The organism is Bradyrhizobium sp. SZCCHNPS1003, assembly GCF_032381555.1.
GTDB lineage: Bacteria > Pseudomonadota > Alphaproteobacteria > Rhizobiales > Xanthobacteraceae > Bradyrhizobium.
This window is the reverse complement of record NZ_JAUHIU010000024.1, coordinates 44,556-61,752: the sequence shown is the minus strand read 5'-3', so window position 1 is coordinate 61,752 and position 17,197 is coordinate 44,556. Positions and strand designations below refer to the sequence as shown.

The 17,197-nt window shown below is 65.5% G+C and carries 17 protein-coding genes; 12 read left to right on the top strand and 5 right to left on the bottom strand.

Translation table 11 applies throughout. The features are described from left to right. The first annotated feature begins 17 nt into the window (after positions 1–17). Positions 18–860, top strand: a complete 843-nt coding sequence (locus QX126_RS30125; protein ID WP_315785860.1) for a nucleoside phosphorylase — start codon at positions 18–20, stop codon at positions 858–860. Between the two features lie 56 nt (positions 861–916). Here QX126_RS30125 and QX126_RS30120 read toward each other — a convergent pair whose 3' ends face one another. After that, positions 917–1,210 (bottom strand): hypothetical protein, encoded by a 294-nt coding sequence (locus tag QX126_RS30120; protein WP_315785858.1) that lies wholly within the window; start codon positions 1,208–1,210, stop codon positions 917–919. Between the two features lie 386 nt (positions 1,211–1,596). Here QX126_RS30120 and QX126_RS30115 point away from each other — a divergent pair, with 386 nt between their 5' ends. After that, a complete protein-coding gene (locus QX126_RS30115; RefSeq protein ID WP_315785854.1) occupies positions 1,597–3,000 on the top strand; it encodes a GSCFA domain-containing protein in 1,404 nt (467 codons plus the stop codon). A 17-nt stretch (positions 3,001–3,017) separates the two neighbouring features. On the opposite strand, the gene QX126_RS30110 is transcribed toward QX126_RS30115, so the two are convergent. Beyond that, positions 3,018–3,596 (bottom strand): hypothetical protein, encoded by a 579-nt coding sequence (locus QX126_RS30110; RefSeq protein ID WP_315785851.1) that lies wholly within the window; start codon positions 3,594–3,596, stop codon positions 3,018–3,020. Between the two features lie 431 nt (positions 3,597–4,027). On the opposite strand from QX126_RS30110, the gene QX126_RS30105 reads away from it, so the two are divergent. Further along, positions 4,028–4,444, top strand: coding sequence for a hypothetical protein (locus tag QX126_RS30105; RefSeq protein WP_315785846.1), 417 nt, complete (start codon positions 4,028–4,030; stop codon positions 4,442–4,444). 79 nt (positions 4,445–4,523) lie between these two features. Here the strand turns inward: QX126_RS30105 and QX126_RS30100 are convergent, their stop codons facing one another. Then, entirely contained in the window at positions 4,524–5,570 is a 1,047-nt protein-coding gene (locus QX126_RS30100; protein ID WP_315778206.1) for a polysaccharide deacetylase family protein, read from the bottom strand. Positions 5,571–5,891: 321 nt separating this feature from the next. On the opposite strand from QX126_RS30100, the gene QX126_RS30095 reads away from it, so the two are divergent. Together QX126_RS30095 and QX126_RS30090 are read left to right on the top strand one after the other, a co-directional pair. Next, a complete protein-coding gene (locus QX126_RS30095) occupies positions 5,892–6,179 on the top strand; it encodes a hypothetical protein (RefSeq protein ID WP_315785845.1) in 288 nt (95 codons plus the stop codon). Between the two features lie 115 nt (positions 6,180–6,294). Then, on the top strand, positions 6,295–6,510 hold the full coding sequence (locus QX126_RS30090) for a hypothetical protein (protein WP_315778205.1): 216 nt from the start codon (positions 6,295–6,297) through the stop codon (positions 6,508–6,510). Positions 6,511–6,584: 74 nt separating this feature from the next. Here QX126_RS30090 and QX126_RS30085 read toward each other — a convergent pair whose 3' ends face one another. Continuing rightward, positions 6,585–7,391: an oxidoreductase gene (locus tag QX126_RS30085; protein ID WP_315785843.1), complete on the bottom strand. Its 807-nt coding sequence runs from the start codon at positions 7,389–7,391 to the stop codon at positions 6,585–6,587. A gap of 107 nt (positions 7,392–7,498) precedes the next feature. Here QX126_RS30085 and QX126_RS30080 point away from each other — a divergent pair, with 107 nt between their 5' ends. Together QX126_RS30080 and QX126_RS30075 are read left to right on the top strand one after the other, a co-directional pair. Next, positions 7,499–8,089, top strand: a complete 591-nt coding sequence (locus QX126_RS30080) for a TetR/AcrR family transcriptional regulator (RefSeq protein ID WP_315785841.1) — start codon at positions 7,499–7,501, stop codon at positions 8,087–8,089. Positions 8,090–8,226: 137 nt separating this feature from the next. Beyond that, the gene (locus QX126_RS30075) at positions 8,227–9,228 is read left to right on the top strand and encodes an NADP-dependent oxidoreductase (RefSeq protein ID WP_315785839.1); all 1,002 of its coding nucleotides are present in this window, start codon (positions 8,227–8,229) and stop codon (positions 9,226–9,228) included. 77 nt (positions 9,229–9,305) lie between these two features. Here QX126_RS30075 and QX126_RS30070 read toward each other — a convergent pair whose 3' ends face one another. Further along, positions 9,306–10,988: an MFS transporter gene (locus QX126_RS30070; protein ID WP_315785837.1), complete on the bottom strand. Its 1,683-nt coding sequence runs from the start codon at positions 10,986–10,988 to the stop codon at positions 9,306–9,308. A gap of 166 nt (positions 10,989–11,154) precedes the next feature. Between QX126_RS30070 and QX126_RS30065 the strand changes: the two genes are divergently transcribed. The 5 genes from QX126_RS30065 to QX126_RS30045 all read left to right on the top strand — a co-directional run bounded on the left by QX126_RS30065 (position 11,155) and on the right by QX126_RS30045 (position 17,188). Next, positions 11,155–12,528, top strand: coding sequence for a hydrolase (locus QX126_RS30065; protein WP_315785831.1), 1,374 nt, complete (start codon positions 11,155–11,157; stop codon positions 12,526–12,528). Between the two features lie 199 nt (positions 12,529–12,727). Further along, complete coding sequence (locus tag QX126_RS30060) at positions 12,728–14,119, top strand: cytochrome P450 (RefSeq protein ID WP_315778199.1); 1,392 nt, start codon at positions 12,728–12,730, stop codon at positions 14,117–14,119. A 69-nt stretch (positions 14,120–14,188) separates the two neighbouring features. Next, the gene (locus tag QX126_RS30055) at positions 14,189–15,598 is read left to right on the top strand and encodes an adenylate/guanylate cyclase domain-containing protein (RefSeq protein ID WP_315785829.1); all 1,410 of its coding nucleotides are present in this window, start codon (positions 14,189–14,191) and stop codon (positions 15,596–15,598) included. A gap of 125 nt (positions 15,599–15,723) precedes the next feature. Continuing rightward, the gene (locus QX126_RS30050; protein WP_315785827.1) at positions 15,724–16,191 is read left to right on the top strand and encodes a TerB family tellurite resistance protein; all 468 of its coding nucleotides are present in this window, start codon (positions 15,724–15,726) and stop codon (positions 16,189–16,191) included. A gap of 217 nt (positions 16,192–16,408) precedes the next feature. Continuing rightward, positions 16,409–17,188, top strand: coding sequence for an SDR family oxidoreductase (locus QX126_RS30045; RefSeq protein ID WP_315785793.1), 780 nt, complete (start codon positions 16,409–16,411; stop codon positions 17,186–17,188). The last annotated feature ends 9 nt before the right edge of the window (positions 17,189–17,197 follow it).

The window sequence follows — 17,197 nt, the reverse complement described above, 5'->3', positions numbered from 1 at the left end:
AGCGCATCTGGTGCATCATGAATGCTAAGCCTCCGCGCGCAGAAGCTGCGTGGCCGATTGTCGGCGTCAAGGACCACAAAGCGGCCTCGGTGTTCCGGCCCGAAGCGCTGCTCAGGGAGGCGCGGCGGCAGAGAGAACTTCCGCTCGTCGCGGTCCCCGAAATCTGCGTGCTTGACCCGGACGGCGATGTCGTGCGCCACCTCAAACGGACCGGCGTCGGCCGCGTCCATGAAGGATGGGCCTGCTATCACACTGAGCTTCTTGCTTTTGATCTCGACGGTATCGGCGAGGTCGGCATCGTCGGCTGCGCCGTCGGCGCACCGTTCGCCGTGCTGGTCGCCGAGCAACTCTTCGCGTCCGGCTGTCGGCTACTCGTCAGCGTCACGTCCGCCGGCCAAATCACTCCAATCGGACCCACGCCGTACTTCGTCCTGATCGAACGCGCGCTGCGCGACGAGGGGACGAGCTATCACTATCTTCCGCCAGCAACGTTTGCTGAAGCACCAGATTCAAAGTTGCTCAATCGCGCCGAACAGGCGCTACGTGGGCTCACGGGCATCTCGGTTCACCGCGGCCCGACCTGGACAACCGATGCGCCGTATCGCGAAACCGAAGCCGCGATTGCTTCCGCACGGGATTTGGGTGTCCTTGCAGTCGAGATGGAGGCTGCGGCCTTATATGCATTCGCGAACGCAAGGGGCCGGTCGGTAATCTGTTTTGCTCATGTGACAAACGCGATGGCTCAGGTTGAAGGAGACTTCGAGAAGGGCGAGGCAGATGGGACCACCGCAACGCTCGCGGTCGTCGCCGCCGTCGTCCGAGCATGGTCTGCTTCACCTCGAACACCAGGCTTCGGTTGAAGTAACCGCGATGTTGGCTGCTGCTGGGCTTAATCCTTCCGAGATCGTTCGGCCGTTCACCGTGCGCTTGCCAGAGCATTCGCCCTTGCACTCTTCGCGAATGCTTCCAGTGCGCCGATATCGAGCCCCTCGATCTTTGCTTGTGCCGGGTTTGCCAGGGAGCGAAGGATTTCGGTTTGGCGATGCCCCGGCACCTCGCCATATCCCACAAAGGTCGTCATCGAGGTCTCGAAGCGCTCAATCGCGCGAAGGGCGGCGTCGATGGTCGCATCCTGCTTGCCGCTGGCAGCTTGGAGGAAGAAGGCATAGTCGCGCTTCACGCGCTCATTTTCAGGGCCGTATTTCTGCATCGGTGGTTAGACCCCTTCAGAGCGTGGAATACAGTGGGAATGCGACGGCTCGCCGCGCTGCATTTGCCGGTTAAGAATTGCTTAACCCAAATCGCGCCATCGTTCGGCGCGAGCGGCGGGATGAATGCCCGCACTGGCGGCTGGCGGCGATCCGGACGAGCGCGTCCGTCGCGTTCGAATCCCGCAGGTGCCAGTTGCGCTCGGGCGTACGCCAGCGGCCAAGCCGGTGGCGATCAGTATCCAGAGGTCATGGTGGGACGTCTCTCGCAAGGGCATGGCGCCTGTGCACGTGACGACTCGACCGGCACTGGCGATGCACCGGCTGCTGGCAGCGGCGCCGGATCAACGGCCGAAGACGCAACGCGAGACAAAGGCGAACCCGCGACATGAGCACGACTGCCCTCGACAACCACACCCAGTTTCAATCCATCGTCGGCCAGATCCGGACGCTCGCCTACAAATATATCGAGGACAAGGACTTCGTCAGCGCCCAGCTCGCGTTCCAGAAGCTGCTCGAGCTCGACCCCAAGGACATCAACGCGCGCTTCATCTATGCGCAGCTGATCGACGACGGCTCGCACAAGAAGCGCGCCGAGGCGCGCGACATGATGCTGGCGATCCTCGACGAGCATCCGGAGATCTTCGACGAGCCGAGCGAGGGCAACCTGCACCTGATCCGCAGCGCGGCCGTGCGCTGCAGCCATGTCGGACCGTTCACGCGCTCGATGGAGCTGTTCCGCAAGCTCGCCCGCGCCTCCAACCAGGCGGCCGACTATTTCTCGCTCAGCGAGATCCTGACCCAGGGCAACGAATTCGAGGAAGCGGTCGCGGCGCTGGAGAAGGCGATCAAGCTCAACCCGGCCTATGACAACCGGATCAACCGCGAGACGCTGGAGCTCGCGCGGTCGAACGCCAAGAAGGGCAAGGCCAAGGAGGCCAAGGGCCGCGCCAAGGTCGGACGCTATCCGGAGACCAAGGACTTCCTTGGCGACCTGCAGACGCTGATCACCAACCACATCGCGGTGAACCTCGCCGCCGCGCCGAAATTCCTCGACAAGAGCACGCGCTTCTTCACCATGGGCTCGTGCTTCGCGCGCAACCTCTCCAAGAGCCTCACCGACAGCGGCTATTCCAGCCATCACATGGAGATCTCGGAGTACATCAACACGACCTTCGCCAACCGCGTGTTCGTCGACTGGCTGCGCGACGCCGAGATCGATCCGGAGATCCGCGAGCGCATCGTCGAGCTGCTGCCGCCGGGATCGAGCAAGGAGAATACGCTCGCCGTCATCAAGCAGGCCGACGTCTTCATCCTGACGCTCGGCGTCGCCGCGGCGTTCTTCGACCGCGAGACCGGCGCCTTCGTGCTGCCGCGGCCGACCGCGCTGAACTCGCGGGCGCTGGCGGAGAAGTACAAGTTCCGTACCGCCAGCGTGCAGGAGAACGTCGACAACGTGCTCTATCTGATCGAGTTCATCCGCAGCATCCGGCCGGGCATCAAGGTGATCGTCACCGTGTCGCCGGTGCCGCTGTTGACCTCGTTCGAATATGAATCGGTGGTGCAGGCCGACTGCCTGTCGAAGAGCACGATGCGGCTGGTCGCGCACGAGGTCGTCAACAACTCGAACCTCGAGGACATCTGGTACTGGCCGTCGTTCGAGGTATTCCGCTGGGCCGGCTCCAACGCCTCCAGCTTCTTCGCCGCCGACGACGGCGCCGCCTGGCACGTCTCGGAGGACAAGGTGTCCGCGGCGGTGCGCGCCTTCGTGCAGACCTTCTCGCCGGCCTGAGCGCGCGAACGGCTGCCTCAGGGCAGCCGCTTCCTCCAGAGGCGGATGACCAGGATGCCGGCCTGGGCGTAGCCCGGCGGCGAACTTTCGGTGCCGAACGGCGTCTTCGAATACAGCGAGCTCGAGACCAGGAAGCCGCCGACATACGGCTCAGGCAGGCCCGACAGCGCCAGGAAGCAGCGGTGGGTGAGCAGGCCGTCCTCCGGCAGATTGCCGCGCACCAGCCGGCAATCGCCGATGCCGGTGAATGCGATGCCGTTGAGCTGGCCCTCGGTGTAGGTGCCGAGCAGGGTCGGATCCATCGCCTGGCCGATGCAGACCCGCATCTCGCCGATGCTCTTGTCACCGGTCTCGGTCATGCGGCCGTCAGCCGGCCGGACCCCGATTGAACGGATCGAGAGCTGATCCTCCAGCGCCGGCGCGAAGCCGGTCTTGGTCGGCGCGCAGAAATCCGACGGCACGACGCGGCCCTGGCGCACGCTCCGCGCGATATAGATCTCCTCGACGCTGTTGTCGCCGGACTGCGCCCGGCCCTGCCCGCTGGCGGCCAGCAACGTCACGGCCGCCATGAACATCGCAACGATCACCCGGCCCATGCGCGCATCCTTCCTCCGAATCGATCGCCCTGACTATCGGATTCGGCGAATCTTCTGAACCAGCACCAACGAACAGGAGATATATATACAATCATACCTCAATCTTGAGATCGCCCTGGCCCCCATGAAGCACCGCGTCGTGACGGTCATTTGGTCGCAAAAGTCAGGTAAGCAGGACTGCCGCGCGCGCCACCGCGCAAATGCTGCAGTCGGTCGCTTGTCCGGATGGGCTCGTCCCGAGCTCCCGCGTCCTGAACGGAAGTCGCCGCGGCGGCGAAAAGGGTTCGAGAAAAATGGTGCGCCGGTCCGCAATGACATGTGCCGAGATCCCGGCTCCATTCGCGCTTGCAGGGCCGAGCGTGACCGCGGTCACATCGGACGGTCGCGCCGGCGTCTAAACCTCCTCTCAGTCAACGAGGGGAGCTTTCACGATGCGCAAGATGATCCTGATCGGAGCCATGATGCTCACGTCCGCCGCGGCCGCACAGGCCGAGGGAACGCGCAGCCTGTCGATGACGTCGAGCGATGCCGCCGCTCCGGCACCGCGGCCGAGCTATGTCCAGCAGGCCGGCGAGGTCACCGTCACGCCGGCGCCGGTGCCAGCAGCCGCGGTCCAGGTCCAGCCGATTGCGCAACCGGTTGCGCCTGCGGCTCCCGCGGCTTCGGTCGCCGCAACCACGCCACCACAGCCCGCCGTCGCCGCTGCGACGCCGGCACCCGAGCCGACCCGCTCGGTGCAGAAATCATCGCGGCGGTCGAAATCGGCGCGCTCCGACCGGACGCGCCGCAAGAGCTGGACTGAAGCCCGGATCGTCCGCGAGCTGCATCGCCACGGCATCTATTGGTGAGCGGCCGGCGACAGGCGACAAACGAAGAAGGCCGGGCGAATGCCCGGCCTTTCGCGCGAGGAGACCCTGCAGCGGAGCATCACTGCGAGATGGTCTGGATCACGCTCGAGATCGGCCGCGCATTGGTCATTGTCGTCGGCAGCTTCGGATCCTGGCCGATCATCGCGTCATATTCCGGCAGCGTGTCGAGCGTGCCCTTCGGCTTCATCGCAACCACCTTGTAGCCGCCGGCCTTGAGCCGCCGCAGCAGGGTCGGCAGCGCCAGCGCGGTGTTCTTCTGGAAGTCGTGCATCAGGATGATGCCCTTGCCCTTCTTGTCGAGCCCGGTCATCACGGTGTTGACGACCTGGTCGGCATCCTTGGAGCGGAAGTCGAAGCTGTCGACGTCGCAGGAGAACATCGCGACATTGCGGCTTCCGAGATAGGCCACGGCAGAGGGCCGGTGCTGCAGTTGCGGGAAGCGGAAGAACGGCGCCGGGTTGGTGCCGAGCGCGAACTTGACCGCGCTGAAGCCCTTCTCGAGCTCCTCCTTCGCCGTCTCGTCGGTCATCTTCTTGCCGTTCAGATTGGCGTGCGACCAGGTATGAACGCCGACGACATGCCCAGCGGCCAGCACCTGGCGCAGGATCTCCGGATGATAGGTCGCATGCTTGCCGATCGTGAAGAAGATGCCGGTGGTGCATTCGTCGGCCAGCGCCTTCAGCACCGCCGGCGTGTTGACCGGCCACGGGCCGTCGTCGAAGGTCAGCACCACCTCGTGGTCGGCGAGGAAGTCGAACTGCTTGAAATGGTCGAGGCCGAAACCGGGGCCGCCGGTGGTGTCGACCATGACGGTGCGGGAGATGCCGAGCGCGTCAGGATTGGCGCAGGTCGATTTGGGCTGCACGGGCGCCGGCGCGCTTGCCGCCATGCGCGTGGAAATCGTGCCGGTAATCTCGACATCGTCCTTGGCGCCGGCCTTGGCGGCGACGCGTGCCGGAGGGGGCGGCGCCGGCTCGGACGGCCGCGCCGCTGCGCTCTGCGCGGCGGCCTTGGCGGCGCTGGGCTTCGATACGTAGTACCAGACACCGGTGATCGCCAACGCCGCGACGACGGTGGCCAGCAGCAAGCCTAACGCATTACGCATGGTTACTCTTCCCGAAAGCGCGAGACACTCGATGGCGGACGCAACGCTGTCCGCCTCCTTCAATTAGCTTCCATTAGTGCCAACGATTCCTTAACGCGGTGCCAACACGACCAGGATCGGGCAAGATTTCCAGGATGATGCCGGCGCCGAAGCGGCAGTTCGCCGGAGCGACATGTCGCCGCGGCCATCGGCCTGCCGGAACTGCCGACCAGGTTTGGATCTGGCGTGACCCGCATCACGGTTGCTAGAGAGCGATCAGGCCATGATGGGCGCATTGAAACACGCGGCTCCGCAAACATGCGGCGCCAATGGGAGCCAGCCATGACGACGTCCACCAATGTTCTGCGTAAGGCCGTTCTGACCGCCATCAGCGTCGCCGCCGTCTCGACCTTCAGCTCGACTGCGAGCTTCGCCTTCAGCGCCGAAGCGCAGCAGATGTGCACCGGCGACGCCTTCCGCCTGTGCAGCAGCGAGATCCCGAACATCCCGGCGATCACCGCCTGCATGATCAAGAACCGCTCGTCGCTCAGCTCCGGCTGCCGCGCCGTGCTCGACAAGGAGGTCTCCCGGCGCAGCGGCAAGGTCGCCGAGGTCAACGACGCCAATTGAGGAACCGCTCTTGGCTCCCCTGCGCGCCCCGGCTGCGACCGCGGCGCTTGCGACGGCCGGTTGTGGCCACTAAAAGCGCCGCCAACCTTTCAATGCCGGGAACGAGGCGCCAGTCATGAACAAAATCCTAACGATCATCCCTCTGGTCCTGATGGCGTCGACAGCCTCAGCCCAGCAGCAGCCCGGCCAGGATGCCTGCGCGCGCGACGTCTCGCGGCATTGCCGCGCGGTGATGAACAACGGCGATCAGGCGGTGCTGGCCTGTCTCAAGGAGCATCGGGCCAAGCTGTCGAAGGCTTGCGAAAAGGTGCTGACCGAGCACGGGCAGTAAGGTCCGTCCCGCAGCACGGACAGCAATTTTCGCGAACTGGTGCGGCCCGCCCGAAGGCGGTCGGAAGCGTCTGACTACGCGAGGCGGAACTGCTTGCGCAGGGTCTTGTCGAATAGTCCGGCGGTTGCGAACCGGCGCAGCAGACTGACCATGCGCGCCGCATTGCCTGCGGTGTAGCGCCGGCGCGGGACCTGATCGCTCGCTGCCTTGATGATCACCTTCACGACGACATCCGGCAGGTCGGCCTTGGGCATGACATCCCGCAGCAGCGCCGCGACAGCCATGCGCGCCTGATCGTATTCGGCTTTCTGCTGGTCGGGCTCCATGCCGTTCTGATCGAAAACGGTGCGGACATAGGCCGGTTCGATGACGGAAACGCGGACATTGAAGGCCCGGACCTCGTGGTCGAGCGATTCCGAATAGCCCTCGATCGCATGCTTGGCGGCCGAGTAATGCGCCGAGTACGGCGCCGGGATGACCCCGAGGATGGAGCCGATGTTGAGAATGCGGCCGCCGCCCTGGCGTTTCATCACCGGCAGTACCGCATTCGTCATCCGCATCACGCCGAAGACATTGACGTCGAAGAGCGCCTGCGATTGCGGGATCGAGGATTCCTCGGCGCCGCCGAACATGCCGATGCCGGCGTTGTTGACGAGGAGGTCGATCTTCCCCACCCGCGAGACGACGTCTGCGATCAGCGCGGAAACCGACGCCTCGTCGGTGACGTCGCAGGCCAGCATTGTGACCCCCTGGGGGCCGTCATTGGCGATTTTCCGGCTCGTTCCGAACACCGTGAAACCCGCGCGGGCTAGACCTTCGGCGGCAGCGTAGCCGATGCCGGAGGATGCCCCGGTCACGATTGCAGTTCTTGCGGCAGCCATGTGTTTTCCTCATGTGAACGTCTCGGACTCTCGCCAGAGACACATTGCATTATGATCGTTTAGTGATATTATGATCATAATGCAATAGAGATGCGGACGAAGGCGTCATGCGATACGAAAAGGGCCGAAAGGACACGTCGCGCCGCAGGATCATGGACGTCGCTGTCGAGCGCTTCCGCACGGATGGAATTGCGGGCTCAGGTCTGGCGACGATCATGAAGGATGCCGGCCTGACGAACGGCGCCTTCTATCCGCACTTCCCTTCGAAGGCCGATCTCGTCCGCGAGACGATCTCCGACTCCCTCGGCAGGCAGGCCGTATGGCTGCGCGAGGTGCTGGACGAAGGGGGACTCGATCGCTTGATCGACATCTATCTTTCCCCCGAACACCGGGACCATCCGGGGCAGGGCTGCGCCTCTGCGGCACTGTTACCGGAGCTTGCGCGGCAGCCGGAAGAGACGCGCGGCATGTATGCCCAACAGTCTCGCGCCCTTGTGCTGCAGCTCGCAGAAGCACTTCCGACCCATGTCGAAGCGAGGGAAGATGTGGCATGCGCGATCTTTGCGACCCTGATCGGGACGCTCCAGCTGGCACGCGCAGTCGACGAAGAGGCGTCGAGTGGCATCCTGCGGAGCGGAAAACTCGCGATCCGCACCTTGGCCGGCCTTCGCGCGCATCAGCTTCCTAAGCCTGAATGAACCCCCGATGCGCGCGTCGTGTGCGTTCGGATGACGTCACGCGCGGCGCCATCAGCCTCGACCACACCTGAATTTGTGCAGATCGCACGGCGGAAGCAAAACCTTGCCAGGCAAGGAACACAGACCGGAGAGTCCCAGTGAAAGCCTACGTCGTCGAGAAGTACAAGAAGATGGGCCCGCTACGCCTCGTCGAACGGGCCGATCCGCAGGTCCAGAACGCCGATGTCCTCATTCGCGTTCATGCCTCGGCCGTGAACCTGATCGACTCGAAGGTCAGGGACGGCGAGTTCAAGATCTTCCTGCCCTACCGTCCGCCCTTTGTGCTCGGTCACGACGTCGCCGGGACCGTCGTCAAGGTCGGCGATGGGGTCAGCCGCTTCAGGGTCGGCGACGAGATCTATGCCCGGCCAAGAGATCACCGCATTGGCACCTTCGCGGAATTCATCGCCATCCACCAAGACGATGTCGCACTCAAGCCCCGCACACTGACGATGGAAGAGGCGTCGTCCGTGCCGCTGGTCGCGCTGACGGCGTGGCAGGCTCTGGTCGATGTCGCGAAGGTGAAGCCGGGCGAGAAGGTCTTCATTCAGGCTGGCTCCGGCGGAGTCGGTACGATCGCGATCCAGCTTGCCAAGCATCTGGGGGCGACGGTCGCGACGACGACGAGTGCGAAGAACGCCGCCCTCGTCAACAGCCTCGGCGCCGATGTCGTGATCGACTACACGACCCAGGACTTCGAAAAAGTTCTCTCGGGCTACGACGTCGTGCTGCACAGCCAGGATCCGAAGACGCTTGCGAAATCGCTGAACGTCCTGAAGCAGGGCGGCCGCCTCGTCTCGATTTCGGGGCCGCCCGATCCGGCCTTTGCCACGGCTCTCGGGCTGAACGCCGTTCTGAAGCTTGTTATCCGGCTGTTGAGCCGCAGCGTGCGCAAGAGGGCAAAGAGCGTCGGCGTTGACTATTCATTCCTGTTCATGCACGCCGATGGCCGGCAACTCGAGCAGATCGCCGGGTTGATCGATAGCGGCGCGATTCGCCCCGTCGTCGACAAGATATTCCCCTTCACCCAGACGCCCGAGGCGCTCGCCTATGTCGAGACCGGCCGTGCAAAGGGCAAGGTCGTGATCAAGGTGCAGTAGCGGGTTTCTTGATTGCAGCTGAGAGCAGCATCCTAAAGCGGGCATAGCTCGCGAAGGCTACGCTTGCCCTCGCCGTTCTAAGGCCCGCTGCGGGCACCCGTCGCAACGGCCGGCGCCTGCTCGGCGGTGCGGTCGATGTCGTCCCTGGCCCGGACCGAGCCGAACGGCCGTTCCAGCATGCGGCGGATGCGTACCGGGTCGGTGCCGATGTGGAAGTCGATCGCGCGCTTGTGCAGCTCGCGCTCGGCGCGGGTCGAGCGGTTGCGCTGACGCAGATAGTCGATCCAGGTCGGGCAGTGATAGCGCTCTGTCCATAATTCGGGATCGGCGATGTCGCGGGCGATCGACCAGCCATAGGCGCCGTTGCGCTGGCGGCTGAGCTGCACGTCCTGCATCAGGTCGTGGAAGGCGCGGGCATTGTCCTCGGCGACGCGGTACTCGATCTCGACCACCAGCGGCCCCGAGCGCGGCGTCAGCTCGAGCTGCACCTCCGGATCGGCCAAGGTCTCGCCGTCCTCGTTGCGGGCGCCGATCGGCGGCATCCGCAGCCACAGGCCGAGCAGCGGCGACACCATCATCAGCGCGCCCGACACCAGCAGCGCGACCTCGACGCCGGCGGCGTCGGTGAGGCGGCCCCAACCCCAACTGCCGATCGCGATGCCGCCGGAGATCGCCGCCTGAAATGCCGCCAGCGCGCGGCCCGCGACCCAGCGGGGCGCCGAAAGCTGCACGCCGATGTTGAACAGCGCCACCGCCAGCATCCACACCGCGCCGGCGATGACGAGCGCCGCCGCCGTCAGCACCGGCGCGGTGCTGAGCGCGACGGCCGCGGTGGCCGCGCCCAAGGTCAGCGCGCAGGTGCGGATCGCGGCCTCACCGGACAGCCGCTTCCTGATCTCGCCGATGTTGAGCGCGCCGACCACCGCGCCCATGCCGAAGGCGCCGAGCATGATGCCGTAGGTCTGCGCGCCGCCATGCAGCAGGTCGCGCGCCACCAGCGGCATCAGCGCCGAGATCGAGCCGCCGATGATGCCGGTGACCAGCGTGCGGATCAGCACGATGCGGATCGACGGCGAATGCACGATGTAGCGTACGCCGGAGACGATGGCGCGGTTGAGCGGCTCGCGCGGCAGCCGGCTCGGCTCGACGACGCGCCGCCACAGGAACAGCGCGGCCAGCAGCGGCAGATACAGCAGGGCATTGGCCGCAAAGGCTGCGACCGCGCCGGCAGCCGCGACCACCACGCCGCCGATGGCCGGGCCGAAGCTGCGGGCGATGTTGTAGCTGATGCCGTTCAGCGCGACCGCGGCCGGCAGCGTCTCCGGCGGCACCTGCTCGCTGACCGAGGATTGCCAAGCCGGCCCCATCAGCGCCATGCCGCTGCCGATGACGAAGCACAGCGCCAGCAGCCGCTCTGGGGTCACGAGGCCGAGCCAGGCCAGCACCGTCAGGGTGGTGGCGCCGCCCAGGGCCACCGCAAGCGCAACCAGCGCGACGATGCGCCGGTCATACATGTCGGCGATGGCACCGGCCGGCATCGAGATGAACATGACCGGCAGCATCAAGGCGGTCTGCACCAGCGCCACCTTGTCGGCCGACGACGTCATCTGCGTCATCGCCCAGGCGGCGCCCACGGCCTGAATCAGCAGGCCCAGATTCGACAGCAGGCTCGCCAGCCAGATGCGACGGAACACAGCGTGCCGCAGCGGCGCGGCGATGCTCTCGGCCGCAAACAGCTCACGTTTCTGCGGCGCATTCATGCCGTTCCGTCCACGTCGTCCGTCCGCATTGAACTATCGCTTGATTCCGCCCGGACGTATGTGATGCCTGCGAATGTCCGCCGCTGTCCAGTGCTCGCTATTCAGGCTCGCATCATGGACCGCGGCCAACGAACACAAAATGAATGAGACAAAAGGGAGACCGCCGATGAAGCTGACGCGCCGCACCATTCTGCAGACCATGGGAACCCTGCCCCTGCTCACCAGCGGTCTGACCTTACCTGCACGTGCGCAAACGGCGGCGGCGACCACATCGGCAGGCGAGATTCCCCCGATCCTGTTCGTGCATGGCAATGGCGACCACGCGGCGCTCTGGCTGACGACGCTGTGGCGGATGGAATCCAACGGCGTGCCGCGAACGCGCCTTGCCGCGCTCAACTTCACCGACCCGCTGGCGCGCAATGACGACGCCGTGGCGCAGCCGGGTCGCTCGTCGACCGACGACCAGCGGCGCGAACTTGCCGAAGCGATCAAGGCGCTCAAGGAGCGCACCGGTGCAGCGCGGATCGCGCTGGTCGGCAGCTCGCGCGGCGGCAATGCGATCCGCAACGTGGTGAAGAACGGCGGCGGCGCCGATGTCAGCCATGCGGTGCTGTGCGGCACGCCCAATCATGGCGTGTTCGACTGGGAGGACAGCCCCGGCAGCGAGTTCAACGGCCGCGGCCCGTTCCTGCGCGGACTGAATGCCGGTGACAGCGAGGTGGCCGAGGGCACCGCCTTCCTCACGCTGCGCAGCGACGGCCTCGACAAATATGCGCAGGCCGATGGCCGCCTGGTCGGCAAGCCCGGCGTGCCCACCGGGATCACTGCGGAAGGGCCGGCGTTGAAGGGCGCGACCAATCTCGTGCTCGGCGCGCTGGACCATCGCGAGGTCGCGTTCCACCCGCGCGCGTTCCGCGAGATCTACAAATTCATCGCCGGCCGTGAGCCGACGCAGATCGCGATCCAGCCCGAGCAGCAGGTGCGGATCAGCGGCCTGGTGACGGGCACGCCGGGCGGCGCGCCGACCAATCGCCCAGTCGCGGGCGCAAGCGTGGAGGTCTATCGCGTCTCGAGCGAGACCGGCGCACGCAACGGCGAGCCTGTCTATCGCGGCCAGGCCGGCGCCGACGGACGCTGGGGTCCCGCGGAGGTCGATCCGACATCCTATCTCGAGATCGTCCTGACCTCGCCGGGCGCGCCGATCACGCACTTCTACCGTTCGCCGTTCCCGCGTTCGTCTGACGTCGTGCATCTGCGCGCGGCGCGGCCGCTCGGCCAGGCCGATGCCGGCGCCGGAGCGATTCTCATCATGATCAGGCCGCGCGGCTATTTCGGCCTGCCCCGCGACATCGTGCTGCTCGACGGCAAGGAACCCGGGGACGTACAGAAGGGAATACCGACCGATGCAGCGACGACATTGCGGCTGCCAGCGGGCGACGTCGGGCGCAGCGTCATCGGACTGTTCAACGAGGAACGCATCGCCGCCCGTCTTTGGCCAGCATCGGAGAGCAGGATTGCGATGATCGAGCTGACTAATTAGTTGCTGGAGTATGATGGTACATCACAGCCTCGGAGAGCGCTGAATCGCGCTCTCCCACGCATGTTGCAAGCGAGGTGACCGAATTACCTCTGGCAGGAAACCGCCGTTCCGCGGCCGGCCGGTTCGTCCTACAGCAGCCGGCGCTCGGCATGCCGCCGGTCCGCCGTTCCCCGCTCACGACAGCGTCGAGAGGCAGTGAATGAGTACCGCCGAAGTCCACTACCTGCCGCAGGCACGCGTGCCACTGGTTCCTCCAACGCCGCCGCGGGCGCCGGACAGCATGGGCGCGCTGCGCCGCGTGCTGATGATGGGCGACAACGCGATCGCGACCTGGAGCCAGCGCGCCTATGAGGACGACATCATCCGCGGCCGCTTCTTCGGCAGCTCCAGCTACATTCTCAATACGCCTGATACCATCAAGCATGTGCTGGTCGACAATTGGGAGAACTACGTCCGCACCGTCGGCGCCATCCGCGTGCTGCGTCCAGTGCTCGGCGAGGGGCTGCTGATCGCCGAAGGCAAGGCGTGGAAGCACCAGCGCCGCACCTTGGCGCCGGCTTTCACGCCGCGCGCCGTTTCCGGCCTCGTTCCGCACATGGTCGCGGTGACCGACGAGACCGTTGTCCGGCTGAGAGAGCAATGCGGTCAGCCGCTCGACCTGCGCGAGATCATGCAGCGCATGACGCTCGACATCGCCGGCCGCACGATGTTCTCGTTCGAGATGGGCCGGCACGGCGCCACCCTGCGCGATTTCGTCTACGAGTATGGCGCGCGGCTGGCCAGCCCGCATCTGCTCGACATCGTGTTGCCGCTGTCCTGGCCGACGCCGCGCGACTTCGCGCGCCGACGCTTCCGCAAGCGCTGGACCGATTTCGTCGCCATGCTGATGGCCGAGCGGCGCGCGGCCGGCAAGCTGGAGGATGCGCCGCCGCGCGACCTGTTCGACCTGATGGGCGCGGCACGCGATCCGGAAACGGGCGCTGCGTTCACCGATGCGCAGCTCGCCGATGAGGTCGCGACCATGATCCTCGCCGGGCACGAGACGACCGCGACGGCGCTGTTCTGGGCGCTGTATCTCATCGCGCTCGACCCGGCCAATCAGGACAGGCTGGCGCAGGAGGCGCGCGCCGCGACGGATCTGAGCAATCCGGATCAGTTGCCGTTCACACGCGCGGTGATCGACGAAACGCTGCGGCTTTATCCGCCCGCCTTCCTGATTGCGCGCGCCGCAAGCGGGCCGGACCGTATCGCCGAGTTCCAGGTGAAGCGCGGCGACGTCGTGCTGATCTCGCCCTGGCTGCTGCACCGGCACGAGAGGCTGTGGCAAACACCCAACGCCTTCATACCGGATCGCTTCATGCCGGGCGCGCCGCCGCCGGAGCGCTTTGCCTATCTGCCGTTCGGAGCGGGCGCGCGGGTCTGCATCGGGGCTCATTTCGCCCTGACCGAGGCGGTGCTGGCGCTGGCACGGCTGGTGGCGGCCTTCGACATCGAAATGCTCGACGCCGCACCCGTGATGCCGGTCGGCGTGGTCACGACCCAGCCGGATCGCTCGCCGCTGTTCAAGCTCACGCCCAGGGCGGGCGTCTGATCCCGGCGGCGGCCGGGCCATCGCTTCGTCTCTTGCTTGTGGGTTTGCTAGGCACCATCTTAACACGCCATGAGCGACATCCAGGCCCAGCTTTCGGTTCTGAAGCAGACCGCCGATCCGGCCGTTGCGGACGCGATCACACGGTTGATTGAGGCGGGTGAAGATCACGAACTCAACCGTATCAATGCCCTGGAGTTCTCGGCGCGCGCCGGTCTCGATGAAGAACGGGTTATTTCCGGGTTCCTGCATGCTGCACGGATCGGCTTGTTCGATCTGACCTGGAACGTGCTCTGTCCTGGCTGCAGCGGCGTGCTGGATGCGCACGCCACGCTGAAATCTCTCCGCCATGACGATTACCATTGCGGACTATGCGCTTGCGGCTACGAGCCTTCCATCGACGAGCAGGTCGAAGTTGCTTTCACCGTGAGCTCCAAGGTCAGGAGCATCGCCGCTCACGATCCGAACACGCTGCCGCTCTGGGAGTATTACAAGCAGGTCTTCTGGAGTTCCGGGATCGACCTCGACCGGGAGTCTTTTGCCTCGCTCAGCGAAGAAGTGACGCTTGATGCGCTCGAGCTGCCAGCCGGTGAGAAGGCCGTGCTCTCACTGCAGCTCCCATCCGATTTCATCATCATCTTCGAACCGGTGACGCATTCTGCGCATTTCATCGACGTTCAGGGCGAGCCCACCAGGGAGCGCCAGCAGCTCGGACTGCTATTCAACAGGGCGCATCCTCCGACCGGATCGATCACGTTGCGTCCAGGCCCGCTGCGACTGGCGCTCGACAATCAGGCCGGCGTACGGACGCTGCCGACCGTCTTCGTTGCCGGCGATGCGCTCCACCGTCTCCTCGGCAAGCGCCGGCCTTTCCTGACCGCCAAGCGCATATTGTCCAACCAGACCTTTCGCGACGTGTTCAAGGCGGACAATCTCAACATCGACCAGCGGCTGAAGATCACCTCGCTCACCTTCCTGTTCACCGACCTCAAAAGCTCGACGGCGCTGTATGAGCGCGTCGGCGATCTCGCGGCCTTCGACCTGGTGCGCGCCCATTTCCGCGCGCTGCTGGAGATCATCAATGCCGAGAAGGGCGCGGTGGTGAAGACCATCGGCGATGCCGTGATGGCGACCTTCATCCAGCCCGAGCATGCGCTGTCCGCGGGCCTGCGCATGCGCGCGGCGATGCAGCGGCTCAATGCCGAGCGCGGAACCGAGGATCTCGTGGTCAAGATCGGCATCCACGAGGGGCCGTGCCTCGCGGTGATGTTGAACGACCGCCAGGACTATTTCGGCCAGACCGTCAACATCGCGTCGCGCGTGCAGAGCCTGTCGACCGCGCAGGAGATCCATCTCACCGCGCCCGTGATCGAGAGCCCCGGCGTTGCCGACATCCTGCGGAGCGCGAAGATCGCGCCCGTCCAGAAGCACGCCGCGCTGCGCGGCATCGCCGACCGCATGATGGTGTACGAAATACCCTGAGGCTTACCGAAATGTCATGCAGTCCAACGGTCGCAGCGGATTGCCGGCGCAGCGTGGCAACTGCATATAATGAGCATTCGCCGGCCGGTTTGCGATCCGCTACGGATCTGACAGCGAAGGACGCCATGCTCGAAGGACTGCGCCAATTCATCGCTGACGTCGTTTCGCCGCAGCAGACCCCGGCGTTCGACGACAACGGCTATCAGCTCGCGGCGACGGCCCTGCTGATCCACGTCATCTCGCTGGACGGCGAGCCGAGCCAGATCGAGCGTCGCAAGCTGCACGGCCTGATCGAGCGGCGCTTCGGGCTCGATCCCGGCAGCGCCGACCGGCTGATCGCGCAAGGCATGCTGGCGGAGGGCGACGCGGTCGATCTCTATCGCTTCACCAGCGTCATCATGCGCGAGGTCGATGAAGCGGGCCGCCTGCGCATCGTCGAGATGATGTGGGAGCTGGTCTACGCCGACGGCAAGGTGACCGAATTCGAGGACAATGTGGTCTGGCGCGCCTCGGAGCTGCTCGGCGTCTCCACGCATGACCGCCTCGACCTCAAGCACCGGGTGGCGGCGCGCAAGTCCGGCGCCCCGGCTTGAACCGCGTCGCTCCGGGTGGAACCGACTTCATGCGGAGATGAACAAACTTTAATTTTGTTCCGGACACCCCCGTTCATGTAAATCCATGTGAATCTGAGGCTATTGCCGCAATCCAGCGCAAGGCCATGCATCGCGGTGTCTTGCATGTTCCCGTCCCACTATGCTCTCGTCCGCCGCAATTGGATGATGTGCGAATTGTGATCGAAGAGCAGGGATCGTGGGTGAACGTGTCACGCTCGTAACGGGTGCCTCTGCCGGAATCGGCAGCGAATTGGCGCGCGTGTTTGCCGCGAACGGGCACCGGCTCGTATTGACGGCCCGGCGCGAAGACCGGCTCGCGGCGCTGGCGCAGGAGATCGCCGCCAAGGGCGGCCCGGCGCCGCTGGTGATCCCCTGTGACCTCACCTCCCCCGACGCCGGCGCGACCATCGAGGCTGCGCTGTCGGCTGCCGGCCTGGAGCTGCAATATCTCGTCAACAACGCCGGCTTCGGCCTGTTCGGCAAGGCGGTGCAGCTCGACCGCGCCGAGCAGCTAGACATGATCTCGGTGAACGTCCGCGCCCTGACCGAGCTGTCGCTGCGTTTTTCCGACCAGTTGATCCGCAACAAGGGCGGCATCCTCAATCTGGGATCGGTGGCCGGGTTCCTGCCGGGGCCTGGCATGGCGGTCTATTACGCCTCGAAGGCCTATGTGATCTCGTTCACCGAGGCGCTGCGCAAGGAGCTGGCGCCGCATGGCGTCCGGGTCACGGTGCTGTGTCCCGGTCCGGTGCCGTCGGAATTCCAGGACCGCGCCGGCTTCAAGCCGGGCGTGGATTCGGTGATCCTCAACGTCTCGCCCAAGGCCGTGGCGGAAGCCGGCTATCGCGGCCTGATGGCCGACAAGCGCGTGGTGCTGCCCGGGCTCGGCATCAAGATCGTGCCGTTCATGCTGCGCTGGTTCCCGCGCGGCTTCATCCTCGCCGCGGTCGGCCGGCTGCAGCTGAAGCGGACCTGATCGCGCTGG